Raw genomic sequence first — 25704 nt, 5'->3', positions numbered from 1 at the left:
AGTCTGCAGGTCAGACGCGGTACAACGGGCGGTCTTGAAAACCGTTGAACGTTCAACCACAACGTTTCGTGGGTTCGAATCCCACGCCCTCCGCTAGGGAAGTTTGCTGCCGGGCTGGGTTCTTCGTCAACGCGCCCGGCAGTCGTTATCCACAGGATGAGGACAAGGTCGGTGTTGTCCCGCCCCGCCAGTTCTTGAACAGGCGCCTTGTCCGACGTGGGCCAGCACATGCTTCGTGGTGGAACGGGAGGATGCCCGGCGGGGACGGCGAGGAGGACGTCAACGACGGCTTGGCCGACGGCGGCCGTGCTGCTTGCCTGCGCTCGTCGGACCAGCGAAAGTCCTGCGGGCGGGGCTGTGGTGCGGTCGTCCCACGAGGCGTGGAGGCGTCGACTGACCCGGGCGGGTGACCAGTTCCGGCCGTGCTGCCCGCGTGGCAGCTCGACGGCCGCGGAGCACGTCGGAGAGGCTCGTGGCGCGAGAGCGCCTTCCAGTCAGGAGGTACCGCAGACCGGGTGTGGCGTTGACGGCCTCGTAGGCGAGCACCGAGGTGACCAGGGCCACCGCGACGACCAGGATGAAGCCGAGCTCGGCGGGGACGTCGGTCGAGATGAGCCAGGCCACCATGGCGAGCACGACGACGTGGTGGAGCAGGTAGACGACCAGGGAGGAGTCGACCACCCAGGTGACGGCCACGCTGTCGCGGTCACCGTGGCGCAGGGCCAGCCCGACGATGACGAGGGCGCCGGTGAGGCCGCCGACGGTCGCCGCCGCGGCCTCGGTCGCATCGACGACAGCACCGCTGCCCAGCACCCCTCGCGCGATCAGCACGAGGACCACCAGGCAGGCGGCGGCCACCGCGGCGGGTAGAGCGAGGGGGCGTCCCGCCAGCTGCCGCAGCCGGCCCGGCTGGACCGCGAGGGCTGCGCCGATGACGAAGAACGGGCTGTTGAGCAGGACCTGGTTGCCGAGGACGACCTCGGTGAGGCCGCCGACGCCGGACAGCCGCCATGCCGCCAGCATCGCGACGACCGCGACGCCGGCCCCCACCGTCACGACAGCGGCGAGCCACGTCGAGGCCATGGCGCGGGCGACGGCCCGGTCGGCTGCCCGGGCCAGGGCGGAGCGCCAGGGGGACGCGGCCAGCAGGGCCAGGACGAGGCAGTAGACGAGCAGGTCGCGCAAGAACCACAGGTGAACGGCGCCGCCCAGCACCATGAGCTCTCCCCAGCTGTCGACGGCGGCGGCCCAGGACCCGAGCTCGGAGCGGCCCCGGATGAGGGCCTGCACGGGGTTGATGGCCAGCAGCCCGAACAGCAGGGGGATGCCGAGACGCTCGAGGCGGCTCCGGAACCAGCGCCCGGGGGTGCGGCGGTGCAGCACGAGGACGGCGAAGAAGCCGGCGACGACGAAGAAGGCGGGCATGCGCCACAGGTGCAGGAACGCCGCGAGCAGCTCCAGCGGGAGGGACTGCTCGTCGTTCCTGACGACCCAGTCCTCGCCGGACAGGCCCATCGCGGCGTGGAACGGGATGCCGACGATCATCAGGGCCCCGCGCAGTCCGTCGAGGAAGTGCAGCCGCCCGGTCGCGGGCGGGCCGGGCAGTACGGGGGTGCTGGTGCTCATCAGTGGCTCCCGGCCAGCTCGCCGGCGAGCCGGTCGTGGATGCGGGCGCTGTGCTCGTCCAGGCCGGTGATGGTGACGGCCTTGCCCCGGCGGGCGTACTTCGTCGTCACGGCGTCGAGCGCGGCGACGGAGGAGGCGTCCCAGACGTGGGTGCGGGACATGTCGATGACGACGTGGTGTGGGTCGCCGGCGTAGTCGAACTGATGGACGAGGTCGTTGCTGGAGGCAAAGAACAGCTCGCCGTGGACGGTGTAGACGACCTGGTGGCCGTCGGGGTCGGTGACGGCGGTGACCTCGGCGAGGTGGGCGACGCGTCGGGCGAACAGGACCATGGCGGTGAGCACGCCGGCGCCGACGCCGTAGGCGAGGTTGTGGCTGGCCACGACCACGGCGACGGTGACGGTGACGACCATGACGGTGGTCTCGGACTTCGGCATCCGGCGGAGCGTGGCCGGGGCGACAGAGTGCCAGTCGAAGGTGCTGACGCTGACGAAGACCATCACCGCGACCAGGGCGGCCATGGGGATAAGCCCGACCACGTCGCCGAGGGACACCACCAGCAGGAGGAGGAGGACGCCGGCGAGGAAGGTCGACAGGCGGGTGCGGGCGCCGGAGCGCACGTTGATGATGGTCTGGCCGATCATGGCGCAGCCGCCCATGCCGCCGGTGAGTCCGGTGATTATGTTGGCGACGCCCTGCCCCCAGGACTCGCGGGTCTTGTCCGAGCGGGTGTCGGTGATGTCGTCGACGAGCTTGGCGGTCAGCAGGGACTCGATGAGCCCCACCAATGCCACGCCCACGGCGTAGGGGGCGACGATCCGCAGCGTCTCCACGGTGAACGGCACCGTGGGGATGCCGAAGGACGGCAGCGTGGACGGCAGCTCGCCCATCTCGTCCACCGTGGGCACCCGGACCGCCGCGGCCACCGTGAGCGTGGTGAGCAGGACGATGGCGACCAGCGGGGCCGGCACGGCGGTGGTGAGGCGGGGGAGGCCGTAGATGACGAGCAGGCCTGCGCCGACGAGCGGGTAGACCAGGCACGGGACACCGACCAGGTGGGGGATCTGGGCGAGGAAGATGAGGATCGCCAGGCTGTTGACGAAGCCGACCATGACGCTGCGCGGGATGAACCGCATGAGCCGGGCCACGCCCGCGGCGCCGAGCAGGACCTGGACGACACCGCCGAGGACCACGGCGGCGAGCAGGTACTCCAGGCCGTGCTCGCGCGACAGCGGCGCCAGGACCAGGGCGACGGCAGCCGTGGCGGCGCTGATCATCGCCTTCCGGCCGCCCACGATGCTGATCGTCACCGCCATCGTGAACGAGGCGAAGAGCCCTACCCGGGGGTCGACGCCGGCGATGATCGAGAAGCTGATGGCCTCGGGGATGAGGGCCAGGGCGACGACGAGGCCGGCGAGGACCTCCGTGCGGAGCACCCGCGGCGACAGCCAGTCGGGCCGGCCGGGGCGGGGGAGCGGGCGACGGCGCAGCGCACGCGGCACGGCGACGTCGGGCAGGGCGGTGGGCTCAGGGGGGATCGACATCTACCTGGTCTCAGGGTCGGGCGCCAGGACGGCGCGCGCGGGCGCAGGCGCACGCACCCGGCGGCAGGGCCGCGGGTCGGACGCCCAGGAGGTGCTCGGTCGTGCTCGGTCGTGCTCGGGGCGGACCCCGGAGGTCGGAGGCAGTGGGCGCGGGACGACGGCGGCTCGCACTGGACAAACCAGACACTACCCTTACGTCAGGGTTGGGTGTCCAGTCCGCGCCGCTCCGGGTTGTCGGCACGCCCGAGCACCGGATGTTCACCTGTGCTGGCTGCTACTCGTCCCTCCCGTGACAGTAGGGTTGGCCTCTCACGCTCGGGGCTGGACGAAGGAGCACGTCGATGACCGGACAGGCAGCAGAGCAGGAGCCGGGGGCGGTGCGGACCGTGGTGCTCGACGAGCTCAGGGGGACCCTCGCGGACGACGGCAAGCCCGTCCCCGAGCTGGACGACGACTCCGTCCTCCTCGACACCGGCCTGGACAGCCTCGGGTTCGCGGTGCTCGTCACCCGGCTGGAGGACTCGTTGGGCTACGACCCGTTCACCGACCTCGAGGACGCGGTGTACCCGCGGACGGTCGGCGAGTTCGTCGCCGTCTACGAGCGGTGACGGTGTCGCAGGCCACCGTCACGAGCACGTCGGTGGGCATGCCCGCAGCGACCTCGGTACCGGACCTGACGCGGTACCGGGGCCAGGCCGCCGTCGTCCGGACCGGGTCCGCAGCGTCGGTGTGGGCGGCGTTCTGCCGCCTCGACGGCGTCGCGACCGAGGTGCACCTGCTCGACGTCGACGCGACCGCGCCCGTCCCGCAGGGAGCGGCCGTGCTCACGGACGCCGGTCTGGGGACCGTGCACGCCGTGGTGCTGCCCGACGCCCCCGCCGCCCCGGAGGCCGTCATGGGGGCAGGCCGGCCGACGCGCTACCCCGCCGACCCCGTCGGGGCCAGCGAGCCGACCCGGTGGGTGCTCTACAGCTCGGGCACGACCGGGACGCCGACGCCGACGCGCCACACCCTGGCCAGCCTGGCCCGCACCGTGCGTCGTGACGTGCGTGCCGAGCCGTTCACGTGGGGGCTGCTGTACGAGCCGACCCGGATGGCCGGGGTGCAGGTCGTCCTGCACGCCATGCTCGGGGGCGCGGGGCTGGTGGACGCCTCGGGCCACGAGCCGCTCGCCCAGCGGGTGCAGGCCCTGGTCGACGGCGGCGTCGACGCGCTCTCGGCGACGCCGACGCTGTGGCGGCTGCTCCTGCAGACCCCGGCCGCGGCCGCCCTGGACCTGCGCCAGGTCACCCTGGGCGGGGAGACGGCGGACCAGAAGCTCCTCGACGCGCTGTCCCGCGCCTACCCGCGCGCCCGGGTGACGCACGTGTTCGCCTCGACCGAGACGGGCGCCGCGTTCTCCGTCGGCGACGGGCGGGCCGGCTTCCCGCGGGGCTACCTCGAGCAGGCCCCGGGCGGGGTGAGGCTCCAGGTCAGGGACGGCATCCTCCACGTGCACGCCCCCGACGTGCCCAGCGCCCCGGCCGACGGCTGGGTCTCCACCGGCGACCTCGTCGAGGTCGCCGACGACCGGTTGCACTTCCGCGGCCGCGTGGGCGGCGTCGTCAACGTCGGTGGCGTCAAGGTGTGGCCGGAGCAGGTGGAGCAGGTGCTCCGCGAGCACCCCGCCGTCGCCGACGCCCTGGTCTCCTCCCGCAGCAACCCGATGAGCGGGTCCATCCTCACCGCCGCGGTCACCACCTCGTTGAGCGACGTGCCCGCGGACCTCGCCCGGCAGCTGCGGCAGCACTGCGCCGCCCGGGTGCCCGCCGCTGCGGTACCCGCCGTCGTGCGCGTCGTCGACGTCCTGCCGGTGACCGCCAACGGCAAGCTGGCCCGCCGATGAGGGACCTGGTCCTCGTCACCGGCACCAGCAGCGGCCTGGGCAGCGCGACCGCCGCGCGGCTGCTCGGCGCCGGCTACCGCGTCGTCGGGGTGAGCAGGCGACCGGTCGACCCCGCCACCTGGGGCGAGGACGGCGAGCACTACGCCCACGTCTGCCAGGACCTGTCCGACACCGACGCCATCCCGGCCATGGTGCGGGCCGTCGTCGCCGAGCACGGTGTGCCGTGGGGGCTGGTCAACAACGCGGCGAGCGGCTCCGACGGGCTGCTCGCGACCATGCACAACAGCGACATTGAGCGCGCCATCACCCTGGACCTGGTCTCCCCGATCGTGCTCACCAAGTACGTCTCGCGGCAGATGGTCGCCAAGGGGCGCGGCCGCGTGGTGAGCATCTCCTCGATCGTCGCCCGGACCGGGTTCCGCGGGCTCGCCGTCTACGGGGCAGCCAAGGCGGGGCTCGAGGGCATGACCCGCTCCCTGGCCCGGGACATCGGCCCCCGCGGCGTCACCGTCAACTGCGTCGCCCCCGGGTTCGTCGACACCGAGATGACCGCCACCCTCGCCGGGGGCGACATGGACAAGATCCGTCGCCGCAGCCCGCTGTCGCGGTTCGCGGCGCCCGACGAGGTGGCCGCGGCCGTGGAGTACCTGCTCTCTTCCGGCGCGGCAGGCGTCACCGGGACGGTCCTGACGGTCGACGCCGGAACCACCGCCTGACGTCCACCAGCCAGCCCCGGCGGCTGCTCGTTGCCCCTGCCTGCGTGCCCGTCAGGCGAGGTCGTCGAGCTGCCGGCTGAGCTGGGCGCCGAAGGCCTCGGCGTCGGACAGCCGCTTGCGCAGCTTAATGGTCCGGGCGTCGACCTCGTCCCGGTAGCGCTGCACGAGCGCCCGCAGCTCCGCCCTGCCCGCCGGCACGCGCTCCTGGCCCGGGAACGGATCGACGGCGTCGAGCAGCTCCTTCATGTCCGCAAGAGAGAAGTCCAGCGGCTTCATGTGCATGATCAGGAGCACCCGCGCGACGGCGTCCTCGGTGTACAGCCGGAAGCCGCCGGCGCTGCGCACCGACGTGAGCAGGCCCATCTCCTCGTAGTACCGGATCGACTTCAGGCTGAGCCCCGTGCGCGCGGCGATCTCACCGATCTGCAGCCTGTCCCCCCGCGTCATGCCGTCGACTCCGGGGCGACCGTCGCGACCGGGTCCGCCGGGCGCATGATCTTCGTGAGGGGTGCGAACGCCGTCGCCCCGGGCGGCACGTCACGCATGACCACGGCGTTCGGACCGATCTTCGCCCCGGCGCCGACCGTGATGCCGCCCATGATGGTCGCGCCGGCACCCACCTCGACCCTGTCTTCCAGGCGCGGCTGCTCTCGGTCGGGACCCAGGTCCGTGGCCTTCCCGAGGGTCACGTGCTGGCGGATGATGCAGTCGTCACCGACCACGGCCCATCGCCCCAGGACCACGCCGTAGTGGTGGGGGAGGATCACGCGCCGCCCGATCACCGTCGATCGGTAGATTTCGATCCCGTAGACGTTGCGGATGAGGAACGTGTTGAGCACCCGGTGCACGGCACGCGCCAGCGTCCGAGCTGGACGCGGCTGCCCGTCGCCCCAGGTGCCGATCCGGTGCACGGCGATGGCGTGGAACCCCGGTCGGGTCCGCTGCCCGTGCGCCCGTGCGTCCTCCCGGATCTGCGCGACCAGGTCGCTCACGGCGGCCCTCATGCGGACTCCCTCCATCGGGGTGGGTACTGGCCCGTGACTCTACCCATGGGGAAGGGTGCTGGCGGGAGCCCGCCCGCGTGCACGCCAGCGCAGGCGTGACGGGGAACCGGACGGGCTCCCTGCTGCGACGCTAGGACCCCGCCCGCTCCGGCCCCCGGCAATCAAGGAACATCACCCCATCGAGCCAACGTCAGTTGGTACGGCTCAGAAGTTGCAGCGCCCGAATGGGTCGAAGAGGTCTAGTACCGAGCACTTGCAGAGCGGCCGACGGTGCACGTCCTACGGCGGGAGCTCGGCGAGCGTGTCGACCCGGCGCGCAACTTGCGACAAGCGACTGCTGCCGGCGGAAGGAGCCGGCCACGGGACGACTGTTGCCGCAACGACACCACCCCGTCTCCCTCAGGGATACTCAAGCGGAACAAGCGATTGGCCCTGGGCGTTTAAGCCGGTCCCCCAGGTTGAACCGCACTACCGTGCGGCCGGTAGAGCGGATCCCGGCCACCATCGCGGCCGCTGCGTCCCTGGACCTTGACGAGGTCGTGGCCCTGTACCGAGCTGTCGGCTGGACCATTTACGCCGACCACCCAGACACGCTGCGAGCGGCGCTGGACGGCTCCACCCGCGTGGTCACTGCTCACCGAGTGGGCCGCCTAGTGGGACTCGCGCGGGTCGTCTCGGACGGCGCGAGCATCTGCTACCTGCAGGACGTGCTGGTGCACCCCGGCGAGCAGCGAAGCGGGACCGGCCGGCGACTGGTCCTCGCGGCGCTGAGCCCTACGGCAGCGTGCGCCAGAAGGTGCTCCTCACGGACGACGAGCCCGGTCCACGCGCGTTCTACGAGAGCCTCGGCTACACCGAGGTCCACGAGTACGCCGACGGCACCCTCCAAGCGTTCGTGCGCTTCGACGCCTGATCGCCAGCAGCCCGGGTCGGGTGTCGCCGGCCTTGTCGTCTCGCTCGTCGCCGTGTTCAGGGCGGGCGCGTTCACGGTGCTCGCCGAGCGACGCCGGCTCGCGACCGAGCGGACAATGAGGACCGGCGTCCCCGGTCCGGGCGGCGGGACGCTTTCCCTGCTCGCGGCAGGCGTGTGCGCGGCCTCGTTCCTGGCCGCAGCCGCGGTCACCGTGCGATCCGGCTGACGGTCGCGTGCTAAGGACGCAACGACGCTGCGTGGTGGTCGGTGTGACCGGATGTCCTGGTCCACGTCTGACGCACGACGCCGGATGATCGCAGCTGGAGCGAGCATCAGCGGGTACTTGTGTGGTGCCCATGCGTTCTGTGGTGGTCGACGTGTGCAGGCGCCGTCACCCGGTCTGGCCTCGGCCCTGGGTCAGCTGGTACCCGTCCTGGGAGGAGTACTCGGCGGTCAGGGCGAAGCCGTCGCTGCGGACGACGGTCCGCCGGAGCTCGAACGGCGCCCCGGTGACGTGGCCGGTGCGTTCGATGAGGAACGCCGGTGCCGGCGCGACCAGGTGCAGGACGTCTGCTTCGCGCTCGTCGACGAGCACCGCCCGGATGGTCTCGACGCCACCGGAGACGACGATGGCGCAGCGCGCCCGCAGCTCGTCGTACAGCGCCGTGTGGGAGAAGTCGGCCTCGAGCAGTGCGGTGGTCGGCGTGGCGGGCAGCCAGACCTGATCCAGGGCAAGGGGGTCGTCGTCGGCGAGGCGGAGGCGTTCGAGGTAGGTCAGGTCGGCGTCGGCGGGCAGGGACAAACGTGCCGCGGCGTCGGGGTCGCGGCGGACGTCGAGCGCCCGGACGACGCTGCGCTGGGTGCGCCCGCTGTCCTCGACGGAGCGGAACAAGCTGTACAGGGCGCCGAGCGGCTGGTGGAGCACGCCGTCGTCGGCCAGGCGCGGGGCTCGGCCGCGGGCGGCGAGGACCAGGCCGTCGTGGCGGATGCGGCGCAGCGCCTCGCGCACGGTGTGACGGCTCACCCCGTACTCCGCGGCGATGGCGTGCTCGCCCGGGAACGGCCCGTCGAAGTCGCCGGCGTCGATCCGGGCACGCATGTGCCCTTCGAGCCGGGCCCACAGCGGGCCCGTTCCCGGGAGGGGTCGAGGGGCGGGCACGTCGCCTCCTTCTGCTGCTCGTGACGGGGGTCCGATGGGCGCCGCCACCTTAGGCGCTGCAGGCGGAGTAAATGTACGGACATTGCGGTTAGGGTGGGTACCAGACACCCGACACCCCAAGGAGCCACAGCCGTGACACGAGAGACCGACCTCGCCGACCTGATCCGCGCCCACGCCGACGGCGCCGCCGCCGTCCTCGACGTCCGCGAACCCGGCGAGTACGCCGACGGGCACGTCCCCGGCGCCGTCAACATCCCGCTGTCGCAGGTGCCTGCACGTTCGGGCGAGGTCCCCTCCGAGGGGCGCGTCTACGTGGTCTGCGCGAGCGGGAACCGGAGCAAGAGCGCCACGGACACCTTGCGCGCCGCGGGCCTCGACGCGGTCTCTGTTCGCGGCGGCACCAAGGGATGGGTCGAGGACGGCCGTCCTGTCACCAGCGGCGCACGCCCGTGAGCCACACACCGCACCCGAAGACGGCGGCCGCAGCACCCGACGCCGGCCCGTCCGACCTGTCCGCCGACCCGGCAGGAGCCCTCATGATCAACGTCATCACGATCGAGACCCCGTCCCTGGGGGATCGCAGCTACCTCATCAGCGACGGCACGGTCGCAGTGGTCGTGGACCCGCAGCGCGACACCGACCGGGTGACCGAGCTGGCGGCGGAGCGCGGCGTGCGCATCACGCACGTGCTGGAGACCCACATCCACAACGACTACGTCACGGGCGGGCACGCCCTGGCCGAGCAGGTCGGAGCGGCCTACTGCGTCAACGCCGAGGACGAGGTGTCGTTCGAGCGCACCCCGTTGCGAGACGGCGAGGAGTTCCGCACCGGCGACCTGGTGGTGCGGGTCCTGGCCACGCCGGGGCACACCTTCACGCACCTGTCCTACGCCGTGTCCCTCGCCTCGTCCGCCGGCGACGCCGATCAGGGGACGGTGGTGTTCACGGGTGGGTCGCTGCTGTACGGCTCGACCGGTCGGCCGGACCTGCTCGGCGCCGAGCACGCCGAGGCGCTCGCCCGGCACCAGCACGCCTCCGCGCACCGTCTGGTCGAGGAGCTCCCGGACGACACGGAGATCTACCCGACCCACGGTTTCGGCAGCTTCTGCGCCGCGACCCCGACCTCGGGCGACTCGGCCACCATCGGTTCGCAGAAGACGGACAACCCCGCCCTGACCCAGGGGGTGGAGGAGTGGGTGGAGGCCACGCTCGCGGCGCTGACCGCGCACCCGGCCTACTACGCCCACATGGGCCCGGCGAACGCCTCAGGCCCGGCCCCGGTCGACCTGTCGCAGCCCGCACCGGCCGACGCGGCCGAGCTACGCCGACGCATCGAGGCCGGGGAGTGGGTCGTGGACCTGCGGGACCGCACCTCCTACGCCGCCGGGCACGTGCCGGGGACCTTCAACTTCGGCCAGGACGGGTCGTTCATCACCTACCTCGGCTGGCTCATCCCCTGGGGCACCCCGGTGACCCTGCTCGCGAGCACACCGGACGACGTCGAGGCCGCACAGCGCGACCTGGCGCGGATCGGCATCGACCGTCCCGCCGCAGTCGCCACCGGCGCCGTCCCGGACTGGATCGACGGCGGCGGCGAGCCAGCCGGGTTCGGGACGGTCGACTTCACGGACGTGGCCGCCCGCCGCCGAGACGGGCAGGACCCGCTGGTCCTGGACGTGCGCCGCGACGACGAGCGCGCGGCCGGCTACGTCACCGGTTCCACGCACATCCCGCTGCACGGCCTGCTCGAGCGCCTCGACGAGGTCCCCTCCGACAGGCCGGTCCTGGTGCACTGCGCCAGCGGGTACCGCGCCTCGATCGCCGCCGGCGTGCTCGACCGTGCCGGGGTCGACGTGGTGCTGATCGACGACAGCTTCGACAACGCCGCGACCGCCGGCCTGGACATCGAGAAGGACGCATGAGCACCCCCGCCGCCCCCCGCCCCCGCACGACCGACGCCGCCGCACTCCAGGAGACCCTCGCCTCCGGGCAGGTCCGGGTCCTGGACGTCCGCACCCCCGCGGAGTTCGAGACCATGCACATCCCCGGCGCGTACAACGTCCCGTTGGACACCCTCAAGGAGCACCGCGAAGAGCTCAGCGCCCACCTGGACGACGACGTCGTCCTGGTCTGCCGCTCCGGGGTCCGCGCCACCCAGGCCGAGCAGGCGCTGGCCGGCGCCGGACTGCCGAACCTCCAGGTCCTCGACGGCGGGATCCTCGCCTGGGAGCAGGCGGGCGGTGAGGTCCGCCGAGGCGCGCAGCGCTGGGAGCTGGAGCGGCAGGTCCGCCTCGTCGCCGGCTCCATGGTGCTCTCCTCGGTCCTGGTGTCCCTGCTCAAGCCCGGCGTGCAGGTCGTCGCCGGCGCCGTCGGGGCGGGACTGACCTTCGCGGCCGTGTCCAACAGCTGCCTCATGGGCTCGATCCTCATGAAGCTGCCCTACAACCGGTCCTCCACCTACGACGTCCGCGACGTCATGGGACAGCTGGCCACCACCCCGACCAGCACCCCGTCCCGCACCCCGACCACGGCACCGGCCAGGAGCTGAGCCAGGTGGCGGCGATCGTCGACGGGAACCTGTGGCTCGTGCTCCTGCTCGCCGTGGCCGTCGGGGTGTCCCTGGGGCTGCTCGGCGGCGGCGGGTCGATCCTGGCGGTCCCGCTCCTGGTCTACGTGGCCGGGCTGGACAGCAAGGAGGCCATCGCCACCTCGCTGTTCGTCGTCGGGGTGACGAGCCTGGCGGCATTGGTGCCGCACGCCCGGGCCGGGCGGGTCCGCTGGCGCACCGGTCTGGTCTTCGGTGCCGCCGCGATGGTCGGCGCGTACGCCGGCGGGCGGCTGGCCGCGTTCATCCCCGGCACGGTCCTGCTCATCGCGTTCTCGCTGATGATGCTCGCCACGGCCGTGGCCATGATCCGTGGTCGGCGCGAGATGAAGGAGCACGACGGCCAGATGCGCGTCGGTCTGGTCCTGGCCGAAGGTGGTGTCGTCGGTCTGGTGACGGGAATGGTCGGCGCGGGCGGCGGGTTCCTCGTCGTCCCCGCCCTGGTCCTGCTGGGTGGGCTGCCCATGAGCATCGCCGTCGGCACGTCCCTGCTCGTCATCGCGATGAAGTCGTTCGCGGGCCTGGGCGGCTATCTGGCCAGCGTGCAGATCGACTGGGGTCTGGCCGCCGCGGTCACCGCCGCTGCCGTCCTGGGGTCCGTGCTCGGTGGCACCCTGACCGGTCGCATCGCACCCGACACCCTGCGGCGCGGGTTCGGCTGGTTCGTCGTGGTCATGGGCGTCTTCGTCCTGGCGCAGCAGGCCGGTGCGGTGCTCGGTACCCCCCCGCTCGGCTCGCTCGGCATCGCCGCAGCGGTGGGCGTGCTGACGGTGGCCGTGGCCGTCCTCCCGCGCAAGGGTGGGGGCCGACGCCGGCAGGTGGACGACCAAGCCGCCGACCTGATCGCCTCGGGGGACAAGCCATGACACCAGCGCCCGCCACCAGAGGCACCACCGGCACCACAAACACCACCGACGCCGGGGTCGACCCGGTCGTCGTCGTCGGTGGCGGGCACAACGGGCTCGTCGCCGCCTGCTACCTCGCGAAGGCCGGGCGGCGTGTCCTGGTCCTGGAGGCCTCCGACAAGCTCGGTGGGGGGTCTCGCACCGACGAGACCATCCCTGGCTACCGGTTCAACACCCACTCCGCAGCACACAACATCATCAACATGACCTCGATACCGGAGGAGCTGGACCTCGCCGGGGCGGGTCTGGAGTACCTGCCGATGGAGCCGTTCGCCACGGGCATGTTCGCCGACGGACGGGTCGTCCGGTTCCATCGCGACATCGACGCCACCGTGGCCTCCATCGCCGAGCACGACCCGGCCGACGCCGAGGCCTACCGACGCCTGATGCACCGCGCCGTCCCGCTCGTCAAGACGGTGGTGGCCGCCCTCGAAGGGGGCTCCAGCGTCGCCGGGGCCGCCCGCGCAGCCGGCAGCAAGGGCTTCTCACTCCTGCAGGCGCTGAGGCGGTCCGGCGCGGTCGGGCTCGCCCACGACCTGGTCACGCCCTACGGCTCGCTCCTGCAGACCGCTCCGACCTCACCCGCGCGCCCGTCTCGTCCTTCGCCAGCCACTCCTCCGCCGGCCCCCACCTGCCCGGAGGCGCCTTCTACGTGTTCTGGCAGGTCGCCTACCACCTGTACGGGCAGTGGCACGCGCGCGGCGGCTCGCAGTCGTTGACCGACGCCCTCGAGCGCCGCCCGACCGGCTGGGGCGGGCAGGTGCGTACCGAGGCCGTCGTGGAGCGGATCGACGCCCGCGGCGGACGGGCGCGCTCGGTCACCCTCGCCGGCGGGGAACGGATCGAGGCTGCCGCGGTCATCACCGCCGTCGACGTGCAGACCGCCCTGCTGCAGCTGCTGGACCCGCCGCTGGCGGGCGACGCCGGACGGGAGCTGGCCGCTGCCCACCGCGGCAACGCCGTGCAGATGGTCGTGCACCTCGCCACGGACCGCCTGCCGCAGTACCGGGGAGCACGGGAAGGGGACTGGAACGGCCTGCAGTCCCTCGTCGACGACATGGACCAGCTGAGCCGCGGCTTCCACGACGCCGAGGCCCGCCGGCTGCCCGAGCGGCCCCCGACGTACTGCTTCACCCCGAGCGTCTACGACGACAGCCTCGCCCCCGCCGGGAAGCACACCGTCTACCTCGCCTGCCCCAGCACCCCCTACGAGGTCGAGGGAGGCTGGGAACAGCACGCCGAGGCGTTCACCGAGAAGATGATCGACCAGGTCGAGGAGCACGCACCCGGCTTCCGCAGCACCATCCTCGGACGCGACATCTGGACCCCGGCCCGCATGTCGGAACAGCTGAGGTGGCCCGGCGTGCACCCCATGTACCTCGACATCAGCCTCGATCAGCTGTCGTTCCTACGCCCCACCCGCCGTCTGTCCAAGCACCGCGTCCCAGGCGTCGAGGGCCTCTACACCTGCGGCGCATCGACGGCGCCCGTCGGCGGGATCGCCGGCACCAGCGGCAAGGCCGCCGCGCGTGCCCTCCTGGCGACCAAGCAGTAGGCAACCACGGCAGACGCCGACGACCCATCGGAGTCGGGCGGCGGGCACCCGTCGCAGCTACGACGGTTGGCGTCGCAGATGGTGATGGTCGCGCGCGGGTCACGCTTGGCGTTGGGGGCCCTCTGAGTGAGGGCCGAGGTGTCGATCAACAGGTGGTAGCCATCTGTGTCCACCGCGTCACTGGGTCTGCGGGTGCTTCGAGAGTCCGGCGGTCACTGACAGCCGGTGGCACTCGTCGGCTGTCGCTGCTGCGCGTGCCTTGACGGCCCCGCGAGTAGCGCGTTCCTGACCCCGTGCCTGACCAGTGCCATCGACGCCGCCGTTGGCCGCGAACGTGCAGGTTAGAGGCGGTACAGCGGACGGTCTTGAAAACCGTTGGGCGGGTCACCACCCGTCTCGTGGGTTCGAATCCCACGCCCTCCGCTGCGAACACTTGTGTCGCCCTGGTGTGGAGTCGTCAACGTGCTGCTTGCGGTTAACCACAGGCGGCCGTACCGCGACGGGGTCCGGCTGTCACCGACCGTGCCTGGTCGTGCTGCTCCGCGGCGACACGATTCTGAGCCGGTGCCCTGAGCGTGCCCTGGGGATGGCCGTCATGAGGCCCTCTGCAGGAGTGCCCCAGCTGGACGGAGGCTCGCCCTCACTGCGCCAGCAGGAGACTGAGACCGCCGTGTCACCTTGCTCGAAAGCCGCGCCGGGCAGACTGGCCCGGTGCTGCTGACCTTGACCACGACGATGCCGCAGGCCGGCCACCTCGGGTTCTGCTCCTTGGAGCGCGCCGTGGCGTCCGCTGCCTGAGGGGGGCCGCGGGCCTCCCCGCCAGGGGCAACCTTCCCTGCAGGCACCGTTACGGTCATCTCTCCGTCTGAGAACTTGACCCAGCACGTAAGTTCCATGCCTCAACGGTGCGAAGATCTTGTTGGATCCCATAGATTCCCCGCATGAGCAGGCTGGTCCGCGTCGGCGAAGTCGCACGCGAGCTCGGTGTGACGCCTGCCAGGCTCCGCCAGCTTGCGGACAGCGGCGTCGTCCCGTCCGAGAGGTCGCCTGGCGGGCACCGCGTGTTCGACCCAGGTGCAGTTCGCAGTGCCCTCGCACGGCGGTCGAGTTCCGACTTCACGCAACCCCGATGGACGGAACCCACGTGGGAGCGACTTCTGCCGCTGGCAGGCCTGCAGGAGGACGCCGTCTGGCGTGACGTCGTCGTCGACGTCCTGCAGGACCGGCTGAGCCCCGAGGGTCGTTCGACCGCCGGCTACGCATTCACCGAGATGCTCAACAACGCGATCGACCACTCTGGTGCGGCCGACGTCCGTGTGGCTGTGTGGGCCTCGCGCTTGGAGATCCGCTTCGAGGTGTCGGACGACGGTCGCGGTGCCCTGCACCATCTGCAGCAGCGACTGGGCCTCGAAGACGCGTACGACGCGCTGGGGGAGCTCACCAAGGGCAAGACGACGACAGACCCGGAGCACCACTCCGGTGAAGGCATCTTCTTCACCTCCAAGGCGGTGGACGTCTTCACCCTGGAATCGGCCGGCCTCAGGTGGACCGTGGACAACGTCCGCCAGGACCAGGCGGTCGGCGCGAGCGACATCGATGTGGGCACCCGGGTGCGTTGGGAGATGGATCCCGCTACCACGACTCCGATCGCCGATGTCTTCGGCGCCTACACGGACGAGGACCACCAGTTCTCCCGTACTCGAACGGTCGTGCGCCTGTTCGGGATCGGTGTCCGCTTCGTCAGTCGCTCCGAAGCGAAGCGACTCATGCGTGGGCTCGACCGCTTCAAGGAGGTCACCCTCGACTTCACGGGCGTCGAAGAGGTCGGTCAGGGGTTCGTCGACGAGGTGCTGCGCGTCTGGCCGCGGAAGCATGAAGGAACGCTGGTGACGCCGGTCGGCATGACCGGCCCGGTGGAGTTCATGGTCCGTCGCGGGCTGCCGAGTGCCGCGCAGCCCTCAGGCACCGGTGACGCCTGAGAAGTGGATCAGCCTCAGCACCTGTGCGTCGTGGCCCCTCGGTGGCGGGTGAGCCGGCCCGGGCTGTCCCGCGACGCCGGGCCGCCGAGCTCCGCGCGGCTCCTGTCTCGTCCTGCGAAGATCTCGGGTGGTCGGACCTGAGTCAGCTGGTGGTTCGTGCGTCGCGCCCGTCGGCGATGCGGTCGGCCACCCGCCACGCGTTCGCCATGATGGTGAGGGTCGGGTTGGCGCCGGTGCCGGTCGGGAACGAGCCGCCGTCGACCACGAAGAGGTTGTCGACGGTGTGCGCCCGGCAGTCCCGGTCGAGCACCGAGGTGGCGGGGTCGTCGCCCATGCGCGTCGTGCCGTGCTGGTGGGAGCAGTTGCCGGTGACCCGCTCGGGGTAGACCCGCTGGACGCTGGTCGCCCCTGCCGCCTCCATGATCTCGGCGCTGCGGTCGATGAGGAACCGGCCCATGGCGAGGTCGTTCTCGTGCGGGGTCAGGGTGATCCGCGCGACCGGCAGGCCCCAGTCGTCCACGACGGTGTCATCCAGGTCGACGCGGTTGTCGTGCTGCGGCAGGTCGTGCACCACCATCGACGCCGCCATCGAGTGGTTGAAGAGCTCGCGGTCGATGCGCTTGGCCTCTGCGCCCCAGGCCGGCCGGTCCGGCATGGTCCAGTTGATCGGCAGCGGGATGCCGACCCCCGACGAGGCCATGTGCCCGCCGCCGGCGAACCCGCGGTCGTCGTCGTGGGCGTAGAACTGGAACGAGCTCGCGCTGACGTAGCCCCCGCCGGCCCACGCGTAGACCGGGTCGTCGAAGGTGGCCACGGCCGAGCTGAACTCGTGGAAGGTGACGTTGCGGCCCACCAGGTCGTTGTCGTTGGCCAGGCCGTGCGGGTGCCGGGCCGACGTGGAGAGCAGCATCAGCCGGGCCGTCTCGACCGCCCCGCAGGCCAGGACGACGACGTCGGCCCGCTGCTCGTGCAGGGTGCCCTGCGCGTCCTCGTAGACCGCGCCCCGGGCGCGCCCGCGCTCGTCGACGGTGATCTCCCGGACGTAGCTGTCCGGGCGCAGGTCGTACCGTCCGGTCGCCACCGCGTGGGGCACGAACACGTTGAGAGCGCTCGACCGGGTCCCCGTGGGGTCGCCGTGCTGCTGCGCGAAGGCGCTGAGGACCGTCGCGGGCCGGCCGTCGAAGGGCTGGGACAGGGCGGCCTGCGGGGTCGGGAAGGAGTTCCAGCCGAGCGCGGACGCACCGGCGTGGTACTTCTCCGCGTACCGCGACATGGGCATCGGTGGGCAGGGATAGCCCTTGGAGCGGAAGGACTCGAAGGCGTTGGCCCCGGCCTGGCCCGAGACACCGAAGGCCCACTCGACCGCGGTGTAGTAGGGCTCGAGCTCGGCGTAGGTGATGGGCCAGTCGGCCAGGGAGGCCCCCGGGACGCCCCCCACGACGCTGTGGAAGCGGAAGTCGTCCTCGGTGAACCGGGGCAGCCAGCCCTGCCAGTGCACGGTGCCCCCGCCGACCATCTGCGGGACGGGGCAGAACAGCTGCTCGGTGGCCGGCTGGTCCGCCCCCGTGCGGTGCGTACGGGGGTTGAGGAGCGGGTCGGGCCACAGGTCGTAGCGGTTGATGCTGGCGAGCTCGTCGCCGCTGAAGGTCTCCTTGGTGCGCCAGGGCCCCTTCTCCAGGGCGACGACACGCAGCCCGCGCTCGGTGAGGACCTTCGCCGCCGTGGCGCCGGAGGCCCCTGCGCCGATGATCAGGACGTCCGTGCGGTCGTGACGGGTCGTGGTCATGTCAGTCCTCCGTGCCGGGGTGGACCCGGTTGTCGGCGAAGTAGTCGATGGTGGTGTAGAGGCCCTGGTGGACCTCGGCGAGGCTCGCCGGCCCCGGGAAGCCGATCACCTGCCAGCCGACGTGGTCCCGGTTGCCGCCGTAGACCGGGTCGGCGTAGAAGCCTTGGCGCGTGTGCAGCGCGAGCAGCGGGAGGAACCCGAGGTCGACCTCGGCGCTGGTCTGCTGCAGGGCCACCTCCACGGGCGCGCCGTAGAGGGTGACCTGGCTGCGGGCGAGGTCCGCCTCCTCCTCGCGCCCCTCGGGGCGCTCGACCTCGCGCAGGACCTGGTCCTGGGCCTCGGGGCCGAGGTCGACGAAGTCCGCGCCGCGCCTGCGGGCGGCGGCGTCCAGCAGCTCGACGCCGGCGACGTACCGTTCGCGGACCACGGCGATGCGGCGGGTCCAGGCCTCGAGCCGTCGCCCGGTCAGCGTCTCGAAGCCGTCGCCGTCGGGCGCCGCGTAGACGTACCCGGGGCCGGACAGGTACCGGTCGAGGAAGTCGATCGTCCCGGCCTCGGCCGCGCCGGGCACGTCGTCGGTAGGGATCATGCGGGCCATAGCCGCGGCGATGGTCGCCCGCTGGTGCGGGTCGAAGAACGTGTCGTCGGTCATGCGGGTACCTCCACCCAGGTCCGGGTGCGCGCCGAGCGCAGCACCGCATCAGTGATCCGAGCGGCGCGTGCGCCGTCGGCGAAGGACGGCAGGCCGGGCACCTGGTCGCCGCGTACCTGGCGCGAGACGTCGGCGACGAAGGCATCGAAGCTGTCCTGGTAGCCCTGCGGGTGCCCGGCCGGCAGCACGGCGTAGCCGGCGGCCGCGGGGTCGAGCGCGGCGGGGTCGCGCAGCACGGTGCGGTTGCCGTTCGTGCCGCCGACCCACAGCTCCTCCGGTCGTTCCTGGTCGAAGGCCAGGGAGGCGAGCGTCCCGTCGAAGGAGAACTCCAGACGGTTCTTGCGGCCGGGCGAGGCCTGCGAGACCACGAGGGAGCCGGTGGCTCCCCGGTCGGTCTCGAAGACGACCGAGGCGCCGTCCTCGGTGGTGACCACGGAGCCTGCCCGCTCGGGGTGCGCGACCGCCGTCCGGGCCACGAGCGCGGTGATGCGGTGCCCGGTGACGAACTCCATGAGGTCGCACCAGTGGATGCCGATGTCACCGAACGCCCGCGACGCCCCGCCCTGCGCGGCGTCCACCCGCCAGTTGCTCCGGCCGGGAGTGGATAGCCAGTCCTGCAGGTAGGAGCCGTGCAGCAGCCACAGGGGCCCCGCCTCGCCGCGGGCCACCATGGCCGCGGCGTGGCGGACCGTGGGGTAGAAGCGGTAGACGAACGGGACGGCGGCCACCACGCCCGCTGCTGCCGCGAGCCCGGCGAGCTCGGCCGCCTCGTCCGGGCAGGTCGCCAGCGGCTTCTCGCAGACCACGTGCTTCCCGGCCTGCAGCGCCAGGCGCACCAGGGGCGCGTGGGTGTTGTTAGGCGTGCAGACGTGCACGACGTCGACCTCCGGGGAGGCCACGAGCTCGGCCGCGTCCGCCGCTCCCGCACGGGCGCCCAGGGACACCGCGGCGGCCTGGCCGCTCTCGGGGGTGGCGCCGGCCACCAGGGAGAGGACCCCGCTGCTACGTCGGACCGCGCGGGAGTGGACGGTCGCCATGAACCCGGTACCGATGATGCCGTGACGCAGCGGCGGGGCGTTCACTTCCGCCTCGCCAGCGCCACGGCGAGGATGATGATGACGCCGCGGACGACCTGCTGCTGGCTGGTGTCCAGCCCGGCGAGCACGAGCCCGTTGTTGATGAGGCCGATCAGCAGGGCCCCGACGAGCGTGCCGACGACCGAGCCGGCCCCGCCGAACAGGCTGGTGCCGCCGAGGATGACCGCGGCGATCGCCGACAGCTCGTCGCCGGTGCCCCACTGGAAGCGTCCCGACTCGAGCCGACCCGCGTAGAGCATGCCCGCCAGGGCGGCCAGCACGGAGGAGATCACCAGAACCTGGAACTTGACCCGACGGGTGTTGATCCCGGTGAAGTCCGCTGCCATCCGGTTGCCACCGGTGGCCAGGACCTGGCGCCCGAAGCGGGTCTTGGCCAGGCCGACAGCGCCGAGGGCGACGACGATCGCCATCCACACGAGCAGGCCGGGTACCGGTCCGAAATTGCCGCCGCCGAAGACGAGGTTGTAGGTCGGGTCCAGGATCGGCTGGGGGGCGGAGTCGGTGATCCACTGCGCCACGCCGACGGCGATGCCGAGCATGCCGAGCGTCACCAGGAACGACGGGATGTTGAGCATGCTGACGAGCGCGCCGTTGATCGACCCCACCACGACCCCCACCAGGAGGCCTGCGGCCACGCCGGCAAGGAGTCCGTAGTCGGAGATCGCCATCGCCGTGATCACGCTGGCCAGTCCGGCCGTCGACCCCACGGACAGGTCGATCTCCGCGCACGCGATCACGTAGGTCATGCCCACGGCGATGATCGCGATGATCGCGGACTGGCGGACGATATTGAGCAGGTTGTTGGTCGTGAGGAAGCCGTTGTCGTTCAAGGTGACGGCGAACACGAGGAACACCAGGACGAAGCCGATGTAGATGATGTAGCGGCGCCAGTCGAGCTTCTCGAGCAGGGGGCTGCGGCTCCGGCTCCCGGGGGCGGCGGCCGGCGTTGTGGGGGACGTGGTGGTGGCCATGGTCAGGCTCCTTGGACGGAGAGTTGGAGGGACTGCTCGTCGGGGATGTCGGCCCGCGCCAGGACGCGGTGCACGCGGCCCTCGCGCAGCACGACGACCCTGTCGCTCACGGCGAGCAGCTCGGGGTACTCGGAGGAGATGACGAGGACGCCCATGCCCTCGTCGGCGAGGGCGCGGATGGTGTCGAGGATCTCGGTCTTGGTGCCGATGTCGACCCCTGCGGTGGGTTCGTCCATGATCAGGACTGCTGGGTCGGTCCCTAGCCACTTGGCGATGACGACCTTTTGCTGGTTGCCGCCGGACAGGCGGCGCACCGCCTTGGAGTCGTCGGCCACCTTGACCCGGAAACGTTGGATGAGGTCGCGGGCCGTCCGGCGGGCGGCACGGTCGTCGACGAGCGGACCCCGCCGGAACCGGCCCAGCACCGGGAGCAGCAGGTTGTCCCGTACCGAGTGGTCCAGGACGAGGCCCTGGGCGCGGCGGTCCTCAGGGATCATCGCGATCCCGGCGGCGATGGCGTGCCGGGGGCTGCTGAGCCGCACCGCCTCGCCGCGGACCCGCACCTCACCGACCTCGATGCGGTCGATGCCGAACAGGGCCCGGGCCAGCTCGGTGCGGCCGCTGCCCATGAGCCCCGCGAGGCCGACGATCTCCCCCGGGGCGATGGAGAAGGAGATGTCCTGCACCCGCGGGCCGGCGGTGACGCCGCGCAGCTCGAGCACCGGGACCACGGCGTCCCCGCCCGCGGGGGCCGGGTGCGACGTGCGCTGCTGGTACGCCATCTCGCCTTCCATCGCCTGGCCGACGATGCCTTCGACCACCTGGGCCGGGGTGAGGTCGCCCAGGCTCTCGGTGAGCAGGCGTCGGCCGTCGCGCAGGATGGTGATCCGGTCGGCGATCCGGAAGACCTCGTCCATCCGGTGCGAGATGTAGATGACGGAGATGCCTCGCGCCTTGAGCCGCCCGACGAGCTCGAACAGGTTGTCCGCCTCGTGCTTGGCCAGGCTCGCCGTGGGCTCGTCCATGATGAGGACCTGGGCGTCCTGGGCCAGCGCCTTGGCGATCTCGGTGAGCTGCCAGTAGGCCGTGCCGAGCCGGCCGACCGTGGCCGTCGGGTCGACGTCGACCTCCATCCGGGCGAAGACCTCTCGCGCCCGGGCGACGGCCTCCCGGTCCCGGATGAGGCCGGAGGCCAGCGGCTCGACGCCGAGGAAGATGTTCTGGGCCACCGTCAGGGTCGGGACGAGGCTGAACTCCTGGAAGACCATGCCGATGCCGACGGCGCGGGCGTCGTGGGTGCTGCTCAGCTGCACCGGGTGCCCGCCGACCTCGATCTCGCCGCCGTCCCTGCTGTAGACCCCCTGGAGGATCTTCATGAGGGTGGACTTGCCGGCGCCGTTCCCGCCGGCGAGGGCGTGGATCTCGCCCCGCCTCACCTCGAGGTCCACGTCGGTCAGGACCCGGACCCCGTCGAAGGACTTGTGGATCCCGTGCATGCGGACCGCGGGTGCCTCGGTGGCCGTGCCGTCGTGTGCCGTCCCGCTCTCGTCGACCTGGCTCATGTCGCTCCTTCGCGTCTGTGCCGTGCCTCGGTAGGGGGGCTGTCAGTCGACGTAGGAGTCGGCGAGGTCGGAGGGTGCCTCCTCCGCATAGACCGTCTCCCACGCCTCGAGGACGTTCTCGTGGGTGACGCCGAGCGAGGGCAGGGCGACGTAGGCGGGGGTGGCCTCGCCGAGAAGGGCGAGCGCGGCCAGGCGTGCCTCGGTGACGCCCTGCTCGTAGGGCCGCTGGGCGCCGAGCCCGATGACGTTCTCGTCCTGGGCCAGGGAGATGCCGACGTTCAGCCCGAGGTCCTGGGTCGCGACCTTGAGGTCGTCGCGGCCGGCGGCCCGGGCGGCGGCCAGCACGCCCTCGGCCGGCACGTCCCACACCGCCCACAGCCCGTCCAGCGTCGGGTTCTGGCTGAGCATGGCGTTCGCCGCCGTCTGGGCGTCGCCGGCGAAGTCGGGGCCGGCGATGCCCTGCTCCTCGACGATCTCGATGTCCGGGTAGACCTCCTCGATGGTCTGGCGGAAGCCGTCGTAGCGCTGCTGGGTCACGAAGAAGTCGGCCTCGTGGAAGACCACGCCGATCGTGCCCTCGCCGCCGAGGGAGCGGGCCATCAGGTGCGCCGAGATGACGCCGTTGCCGAAGTTATCGGCCGAGACCGCGGAGGCGTAGTCCTCGCCGGCGACGAAGCCCTCCGGGACGTTGTCCATGAAGACGAGCTCCACGCCGGCCTCCGCGGCCGCACGGTAGGCGCCGGCGGTCGCCACCGGGTCGGTGGGCAGGGAGACGATGACGTCGGGCTGCTGGGTCATCACGTTCTCGATGTCGGACACCTGCTGGGCCGGGTCGAAGTCGGCGTCGGTGACGGCGACGACCTCGATGCCGAGGCGTCCGAACTCGTCCTCGAGCCCCTTGATCTGGGAGGTGGACCAGTCGTCGCCCGCGTAGTGCATGACCACGGCGGCGCTGGCGCCCAGCGCCTTCACCTCCTCGACCTGCTCGTCGGTGAGCTCGGCGGCGTCCGCGGACTCGGGCTCCTCCCCGTTCGGGCCGGTGCTCAGCACCTGCGACTCCACCTCGGCGAGCGCCGCGTCGACCTGGTCGAGGAACGCCTGGTCGACGTCGCCGCCGGGGTCGGAGGCGCCTCCGCCCGCGGCGGTGCAGGAGGTGAGGGCCAGGCAGAGCGCAGCGGGGACCGCGAGCGACCGGATGCCGGCGGTGAGGGGGCCGGGCGAGGCTGGTCTGGGCATGGTGTGGGCCTTTCGACGGGTGGTGCCGATGGATGGGGGCGGCTGCGCGGGTGGGTCAGGACGTGACGCGGGAGAGCAGGTCGGTGAGGTACGCGTGGCTGAGGGCGGCGGCGTCCGCCGGCGTGCCGTCGGTGGAGTCGAGCTCGACGACGAGCCAGCTGTCGTAGCCGGACTCGACGACCGCGCGCACGACGTCCTCGAGGTCGAGGTCGCCCTGCCCGAGGGGCAGGAAGGCCCCGGTGGCCAGGTCGATGTCCTTGAGGTGGACGTGGGCGAGACGCCCGGGGTACCGACGGATCAGCGCGGCGGGGTCACCGCCACCGGCGGCGAGGTGGGCGGTGTCGGGGCAGAAGCCGATCCGGGTGCGGGCCATGATCCGGTCGAGCTCGTCCGGGGACTCGACGATCGTCGACAGGTGGGGGTGATAGCTGGCCTCGAGCCCGTGCTCCTCGGCGAGGTCGGCGACCTGGTCGAGCGCGGCTCCGAGACGGTCGTAGTCCTCGTCCGGGGTGCCTGCGGCGCGTCGGGCGCCACCGCCGACGACGAGGCGTGAGGCCCCGAACCGGCGGGCCAGCACGCACGCGCGGCGCAGCCGGGCCATCTCGTCCGGAAGGACGTCGGCGTAGACGAAGTTGGCGCCGGAGTAGACGCTGACGAGCTCGACGCCGCTGGCGGCGAGCGTGTCGAGGAACGGCTGCGGGTCGTCGGCGATCGCGGCGAGGTTGCCGTCGAACACCTCCGCGCCCTCGTAACCGACGGCGCCGATCTCGCGGACGGCCTCGGTGATCGAGCCGTGCGAGAGGTAGTGGAGGTCCTTGATGCTGGTGACCCCGGTCGGGGCTCCCAAGACCCCGCCCCAGGTGATGGTGTGGCAGGCGACTCGCATCGTCACGTCCCTTCCTCATGGTTGCTGCTGCTGCGTGTCCCGCGGCTGCTGTGCCGAGGGACGTCCGTGCGCCGAGGAGGGGGACGGGGCAGTCGCATCAGCGCGCCTAGCCGGGGGCTCTCCGGGTTCCTGCTCCACCGGCAACGCCGGGTGTTTCCCTAGAGTGAACGTTCGCCCTACCCGCGTCAAGGGTTTGCGAGAACGTTCGCCGAGAGTTGCGTCCTCCACCTGCGGTCGATGGTCCTCCGCGCTCCTCGCTGACGGCGAGGCAGGGCTCAGGGCGGCGCCGCAGTCAGCGGGGCGCGGTGCTCTGACGCACAATCAGCTGGGGCGCGGCCGGGGTGGTGTCGACCTCGTGCCCTTCGATGAGGCCGAGGAGGATCTCCATGCACCGGGTCCCGACGGTCGCGAAGGACTGCCGGACGGTCGTCAGCGGCGGGTTCGTGTGGGGCGCGAACTCGTTGTCGTCGAAACCCACCACCGAGATGTCCCGGGGCACCGAGGCGCCGGCCTCGCTCAGCGCGCGCACGAAGCCGAGGGCCATGAGATCGGAGGCGACGAAGATCGCGGTGGGGAGGCCCTCGGCCAGCATCTCCTGACCGATCCGGTAGGCGCTGTCCCCCGACCAGTCCCCGAACCGCACCGGCCCGGCCGGGAGGTCCCTGGCCTCGAGCTCGGTCTGCCAGCCCCGCAGGCGGACACGCCCGTCGAGCCATTCCTGGCTTCCGGCGAGGTGGGCGACTTCTCGGTGACCCAGCTGGTGCAGGTGGCGTACGGCGAGCCGGGCGCCCAGCTCCTGGTCCTCGTAGAACACCGTGATGCCGGGCAGCGTGTCCGCCCCCGGTGCCAGCATCACCAGCGGGATGTCCGGCGAGGTCTCCTGGGCGACCTGGGCCATCGACACGCGCGGGGCGATGACGACCACCCCCTCGACGCCGCGCTCCGTGAAGTCGCGGAAGGAGTCGGTGACCAGCTGCGGGCCGGGGTTGCTCATCGTGGCGACGAGCGCGGTGTAGCCCGCGCGACGGGCCGCGGACTCCACGGCGGCGAGGGTGCTCACGGGCCCGAACCGAGGTGAGGCGTCGGCGATGACCCCGATCGTGCGAGAGCGGTTCGTCTTGAGGGCCCGCGCCGCTTCGTTGCGGCGGTAGCCCAGCTCGTCGATCACCGCGAGCACGCGGTCCCGGGTGGCGACGGAGACCCTCGGCCCGTGGTTGACCACACGGGAGACCGTCTGGAACGAGACGCCCGCCTCGCGGGCGACGTCCTTCAACGACGGGGGCCTTGTCCTGGACATCCCGCCGCTCCTCGAGGACTCTGCGCGGGTCCAGATCGTTGGCCCGACGTGCACCTGCTCCTGGCGGGTCCCGCAGATGCCCGTCTCAGCATTCTCCCTTCGAGCATAACTGAGGGCGGCCGGAGGAGCGGGGTGTGCATGCAGGGCCTCCCCGCGGCGGGAGCGCGACCTGGCGGCTGACGAGGCCGGGCGTCAGCATGTGTCCAGGGTGGCCCGCCGAGAGCCGGTCTACGTGCCGAGGCACCCGTTCGACCGACCGCTGCTGCGGCTGGTCTACCGGGCTCAGCGGCGGACCGACTGGCGGGTAGTCCTTCGGAAGTCACCAC

23 protein-coding genes and 1 pseudogene are annotated in these 25704 nt (G+C 72.0%); 11 read left to right on the top strand and 13 right to left on the bottom strand.

Features of this window, described 5'->3' with window-relative positions; all coding sequences use genetic code 11:
• Positions 1-279: 279 nt before the first annotated feature.
• Both WCS02_RS00400 and WCS02_RS00395 read right to left on the bottom strand, forming a co-directional pair.
• Positions 280-1626 (bottom strand): acyltransferase family protein, encoded by a 1347-nt coding sequence (locus WCS02_RS00400; RefSeq protein ID WP_340288075.1) that lies wholly within the window; start codon positions 1624-1626, stop codon positions 280-282.
• Positions 1626-3170 carry a SulP family inorganic anion transporter gene (locus tag WCS02_RS00395; protein ID WP_340288072.1) on the bottom strand — a complete coding sequence of 515 codons (1545 nt, stop codon included), beginning with the start codon at positions 3168-3170 and terminating at the stop codon, positions 1626-1628. The genes WCS02_RS00400 and WCS02_RS00395 overlap by 1 nt, the downstream gene beginning before the upstream one ends.
• A gap of 341 nt (positions 3171-3511) precedes the next feature.
• Between WCS02_RS00395 and WCS02_RS00390 the strand changes: the two genes are divergently transcribed.
• The 3 genes from WCS02_RS00390 to WCS02_RS00380 are packed head-to-tail and all read left to right on the top strand — an operon-like array spanning position 3512 to position 5771.
• A complete protein-coding gene (locus tag WCS02_RS00390; RefSeq protein ID WP_340288069.1) occupies positions 3512-3778 on the top strand; it encodes an acyl carrier protein in 267 nt (88 codons plus the stop codon).
• Between the two features lie 2 nt (positions 3779-3780).
• On the top strand, positions 3781-5055 hold the full coding sequence (locus tag WCS02_RS00385; RefSeq protein ID WP_340288066.1) for an AMP-binding enzyme: 1275 nt from the start codon (positions 3781-3783) through the stop codon (positions 5053-5055).
• The gene (locus WCS02_RS00380; protein WP_340288063.1) at positions 5052-5771 is read left to right on the top strand and encodes an SDR family NAD(P)-dependent oxidoreductase; all 720 of its coding nucleotides are present in this window, start codon (positions 5052-5054) and stop codon (positions 5769-5771) included. Before WCS02_RS00385 ends, WCS02_RS00380 begins: the two co-directional genes overlap by 4 nt.
• Before the next feature lie 51 nt (positions 5772-5822).
• On the opposite strand, the gene WCS02_RS00375 is transcribed toward WCS02_RS00380, so the two are convergent.
• Together WCS02_RS00375 and WCS02_RS00370 are read right to left on the bottom strand one after the other, a co-directional pair.
• Positions 5823-6218: a MerR family transcriptional regulator gene (locus WCS02_RS00375; protein WP_340288060.1), complete on the bottom strand. Its 396-nt coding sequence runs from the start codon at positions 6216-6218 to the stop codon at positions 5823-5825.
• Positions 6215-6775, bottom strand: a complete 561-nt coding sequence (locus WCS02_RS00370) for a serine O-acetyltransferase (RefSeq protein WP_340288057.1) — start codon at positions 6773-6775, stop codon at positions 6215-6217. Before WCS02_RS00370 ends, WCS02_RS00375 begins: the two co-directional genes overlap by 4 nt.
• 224 nt (positions 6776-6999) lie before the next feature.
• Between WCS02_RS00370 and WCS02_RS00365 the strand changes: the two are divergent.
• Positions 7000-7503: pseudogene (locus tag WCS02_RS00365) on the top strand (hypothetical protein); the annotation flags it as partial.
• A gap of 576 nt (positions 7504-8079) precedes the next feature.
• On the opposite strand, the gene WCS02_RS00360 reads toward WCS02_RS00365, so the two are convergent.
• Entirely contained in the window at positions 8080-8847 is a 768-nt protein-coding gene (locus WCS02_RS00360) for a GntR family transcriptional regulator (RefSeq protein WP_340288054.1), read from the bottom strand.
• Between the two features lie 132 nt (positions 8848-8979).
• Here WCS02_RS00360 and WCS02_RS00355 point away from each other — a divergent pair, with 132 nt between their 5' ends.
• The 7 genes from WCS02_RS00355 to WCS02_RS00325 all read left to right on the top strand — a co-directional run bounded on the left by WCS02_RS00355 (position 8980) and on the right by WCS02_RS00325 (position 15891).
• The gene (locus WCS02_RS00355; protein WP_340288051.1) at positions 8980-9300 is read left to right on the top strand and encodes a rhodanese-like domain-containing protein; all 321 of its coding nucleotides are present in this window, start codon (positions 8980-8982) and stop codon (positions 9298-9300) included.
• The gene (locus tag WCS02_RS00350) at positions 9297-10769 is read left to right on the top strand and encodes a rhodanese-like domain-containing protein (protein WP_340288048.1); all 1473 of its coding nucleotides are present in this window, start codon (positions 9297-9299) and stop codon (positions 10767-10769) included. Before WCS02_RS00355 ends, WCS02_RS00350 begins: the two co-directional genes overlap by 4 nt.
• Entirely contained in the window at positions 10766-11395 is a 630-nt protein-coding gene (locus WCS02_RS00345) for a rhodanese-like domain-containing protein (protein ID WP_340288045.1), read from the top strand. Before WCS02_RS00350 ends, WCS02_RS00345 begins: the two co-directional genes overlap by 4 nt.
• 5 nt (positions 11396-11400) lie before the next feature.
• Positions 11401-12318 (top strand): sulfite exporter TauE/SafE family protein, encoded by a 918-nt coding sequence (locus WCS02_RS00340; RefSeq protein ID WP_340288043.1) that lies wholly within the window; start codon positions 11401-11403, stop codon positions 12316-12318.
• Positions 12315-13076, top strand: coding sequence for an FAD-dependent oxidoreductase (locus tag WCS02_RS00335; protein ID WP_340288040.1), 762 nt, complete (start codon positions 12315-12317; stop codon positions 13074-13076). The genes WCS02_RS00340 and WCS02_RS00335 overlap by 4 nt, the downstream gene beginning before the upstream one ends.
• Positions 12989-13912 carry a phytoene desaturase family protein gene (locus WCS02_RS00330; protein ID WP_340288305.1) on the top strand — a complete coding sequence of 308 codons (924 nt, stop codon included), beginning with the start codon at positions 12989-12991 and terminating at the stop codon, positions 13910-13912. The genes WCS02_RS00335 and WCS02_RS00330 overlap by 88 nt, the downstream gene beginning before the upstream one ends.
• A 941-nt stretch (positions 13913-14853) precedes the next feature.
• Entirely contained in the window at positions 14854-15891 is a 1038-nt protein-coding gene (locus WCS02_RS00325; protein ID WP_340288037.1) for an STAS-like domain-containing protein, read from the top strand.
• A 142-nt stretch (positions 15892-16033) separates the two neighbouring features.
• Here WCS02_RS00325 and WCS02_RS00320 read toward each other — a convergent pair whose 3' ends face one another.
• The 8 genes from WCS02_RS00320 to WCS02_RS00285 form a co-directional block, all read right to left on the bottom strand.
• Positions 16034-17677: a GMC family oxidoreductase gene (locus tag WCS02_RS00320; RefSeq protein WP_340288034.1), complete on the bottom strand. Its 1644-nt coding sequence runs from the start codon at positions 17675-17677 to the stop codon at positions 16034-16036.
• A gap of 1 nt (position 17678) precedes the next feature.
• Positions 17679-18329 (bottom strand): gluconate 2-dehydrogenase subunit 3 family protein, encoded by a 651-nt coding sequence (locus tag WCS02_RS00315; protein ID WP_340288031.1) that lies wholly within the window; start codon positions 18327-18329, stop codon positions 17679-17681.
• Positions 18326-19411 carry a Gfo/Idh/MocA family protein gene (locus tag WCS02_RS00310; protein WP_340288028.1) on the bottom strand — a complete coding sequence of 362 codons (1086 nt, stop codon included), beginning with the start codon at positions 19409-19411 and terminating at the stop codon, positions 18326-18328. The genes WCS02_RS00315 and WCS02_RS00310 overlap by 4 nt, the downstream gene beginning before the upstream one ends.
• Positions 19408-20397, bottom strand: a complete 990-nt coding sequence (locus tag WCS02_RS00305; protein WP_340288025.1) for an ABC transporter permease — start codon at positions 20395-20397, stop codon at positions 19408-19410. Before WCS02_RS00305 ends, WCS02_RS00310 begins: the two co-directional genes overlap by 4 nt.
• A gap of 2 nt (positions 20398-20399) precedes the next feature.
• Entirely contained in the window at positions 20400-21959 is a 1560-nt protein-coding gene (locus WCS02_RS00300) for a sugar ABC transporter ATP-binding protein (protein ID WP_340288021.1), read from the bottom strand.
• A gap of 42 nt (positions 21960-22001) precedes the next feature.
• Positions 22002-23195, bottom strand: coding sequence for a substrate-binding domain-containing protein (locus WCS02_RS00295; protein ID WP_340288018.1), 1194 nt, complete (start codon positions 23193-23195; stop codon positions 22002-22004).
• Positions 23196-23250: 55 nt separating this feature from the next.
• The gene (locus WCS02_RS00290) at positions 23251-24081 is read right to left on the bottom strand and encodes a sugar phosphate isomerase/epimerase family protein (RefSeq protein WP_340288303.1); all 831 of its coding nucleotides are present in this window, start codon (positions 24079-24081) and stop codon (positions 23251-23253) included.
• A gap of 292 nt (positions 24082-24373) precedes the next feature.
• Positions 24374-25378, bottom strand: coding sequence for a LacI family DNA-binding transcriptional regulator (locus WCS02_RS00285; RefSeq protein WP_340288016.1), 1005 nt, complete (start codon positions 25376-25378; stop codon positions 24374-24376).
• Between the last annotated feature and the right edge of the window lie 326 nt (positions 25379-25704).

This window comes from Aquipuribacter hungaricus (assembly GCF_037860755.1).
Taxonomy (GTDB): domain Bacteria; phylum Actinomycetota; class Actinomycetes; order Actinomycetales; family JBBAYJ01; genus Aquipuribacter; species Aquipuribacter hungaricus.
The sequence above is the reverse complement of the archived record's forward strand: the minus strand, read 5'-3'. Positions and strand labels throughout refer to the sequence as shown.

What these genes read in the sequence shown, in the direction of transcription:
- WCS02_RS00400 (WP_340288075.1), bottom strand. Translation starts at nt 1,626, where the DNA reads ATGAGCACCAGCACCCCCGTACTGCCCGGCCCGCCCGCGACCGGGCGG.
- WCS02_RS00395 (WP_340288072.1), bottom strand. Translation starts at nt 3,170, where the DNA reads ATGTCGATCCCCCCTGAGCCCACCGCCCTGCCCGACGTCGCCGTGCCG.
- WCS02_RS00390 (WP_340288069.1), top strand. Translation starts at nt 3,512, where the DNA reads ATGACCGGACAGGCAGCAGAGCAGGAGCCGGGGGCGGTGCGGACCGTG.
- WCS02_RS00380 (WP_340288063.1), top strand. Translation starts at nt 5,052, where the DNA reads ATGAGGGACCTGGTCCTCGTCACCGGCACCAGCAGCGGCCTGGGCAGC.
- WCS02_RS00375 (WP_340288060.1), bottom strand. Translation starts at nt 6,218, where the DNA reads ATGACGCGGGGGGACAGGCTGCAGATCGGTGAGATCGCCGCGCGCACG.
- WCS02_RS00370 (WP_340288057.1), bottom strand. Translation starts at nt 6,775, where the DNA reads ATGAGGGCCGCCGTGAGCGACCTGGTCGCGCAGATCCGGGAGGACGCA.
- WCS02_RS00345 (WP_340288045.1), top strand. Translation starts at nt 10,766, where the DNA reads ATGAGCACCCCCGCCGCCCCCCGCCCCCGCACGACCGACGCCGCCGCA.
- WCS02_RS00335 (WP_340288040.1), top strand. Translation starts at nt 12,315, where the DNA reads ATGACACCAGCGCCCGCCACCAGAGGCACCACCGGCACCACAAACACC.
- WCS02_RS00325 (WP_340288037.1), top strand. Translation starts at nt 14,854, where the DNA reads ATGAGCAGGCTGGTCCGCGTCGGCGAAGTCGCACGCGAGCTCGGTGTG.
- WCS02_RS00320 (WP_340288034.1), bottom strand. Translation starts at nt 17,677, where the DNA reads ATGACCACGACCCGTCACGACCGCACGGACGTCCTGATCATCGGCGCA.
- WCS02_RS00315 (WP_340288031.1), bottom strand. Translation starts at nt 18,329, where the DNA reads ATGACCGACGACACGTTCTTCGACCCGCACCAGCGGGCGACCATCGCC.
- WCS02_RS00305 (WP_340288025.1), bottom strand. Translation starts at nt 20,397, where the DNA reads ATGGCCACCACCACGTCCCCCACAACGCCGGCCGCCGCCCCCGGGAGC.
- WCS02_RS00300 (WP_340288021.1), bottom strand. Translation starts at nt 21,959, where the DNA reads ATGAGCCAGGTCGACGAGAGCGGGACGGCACACGACGGCACGGCCACC.
- WCS02_RS00295 (WP_340288018.1), bottom strand. Translation starts at nt 23,195, where the DNA reads ATGCCCAGACCAGCCTCGCCCGGCCCCCTCACCGCCGGCATCCGGTCG.
- WCS02_RS00290 (WP_340288303.1), bottom strand. Translation starts at nt 24,081, where the DNA reads ATGCGAGTCGCCTGCCACACCATCACCTGGGGCGGGGTCTTGGGAGCC.
- WCS02_RS00285 (WP_340288016.1), bottom strand. Translation starts at nt 25,378, where the DNA reads ATGTCCAGGACAAGGCCCCCGTCGTTGAAGGACGTCGCCCGCGAGGCG.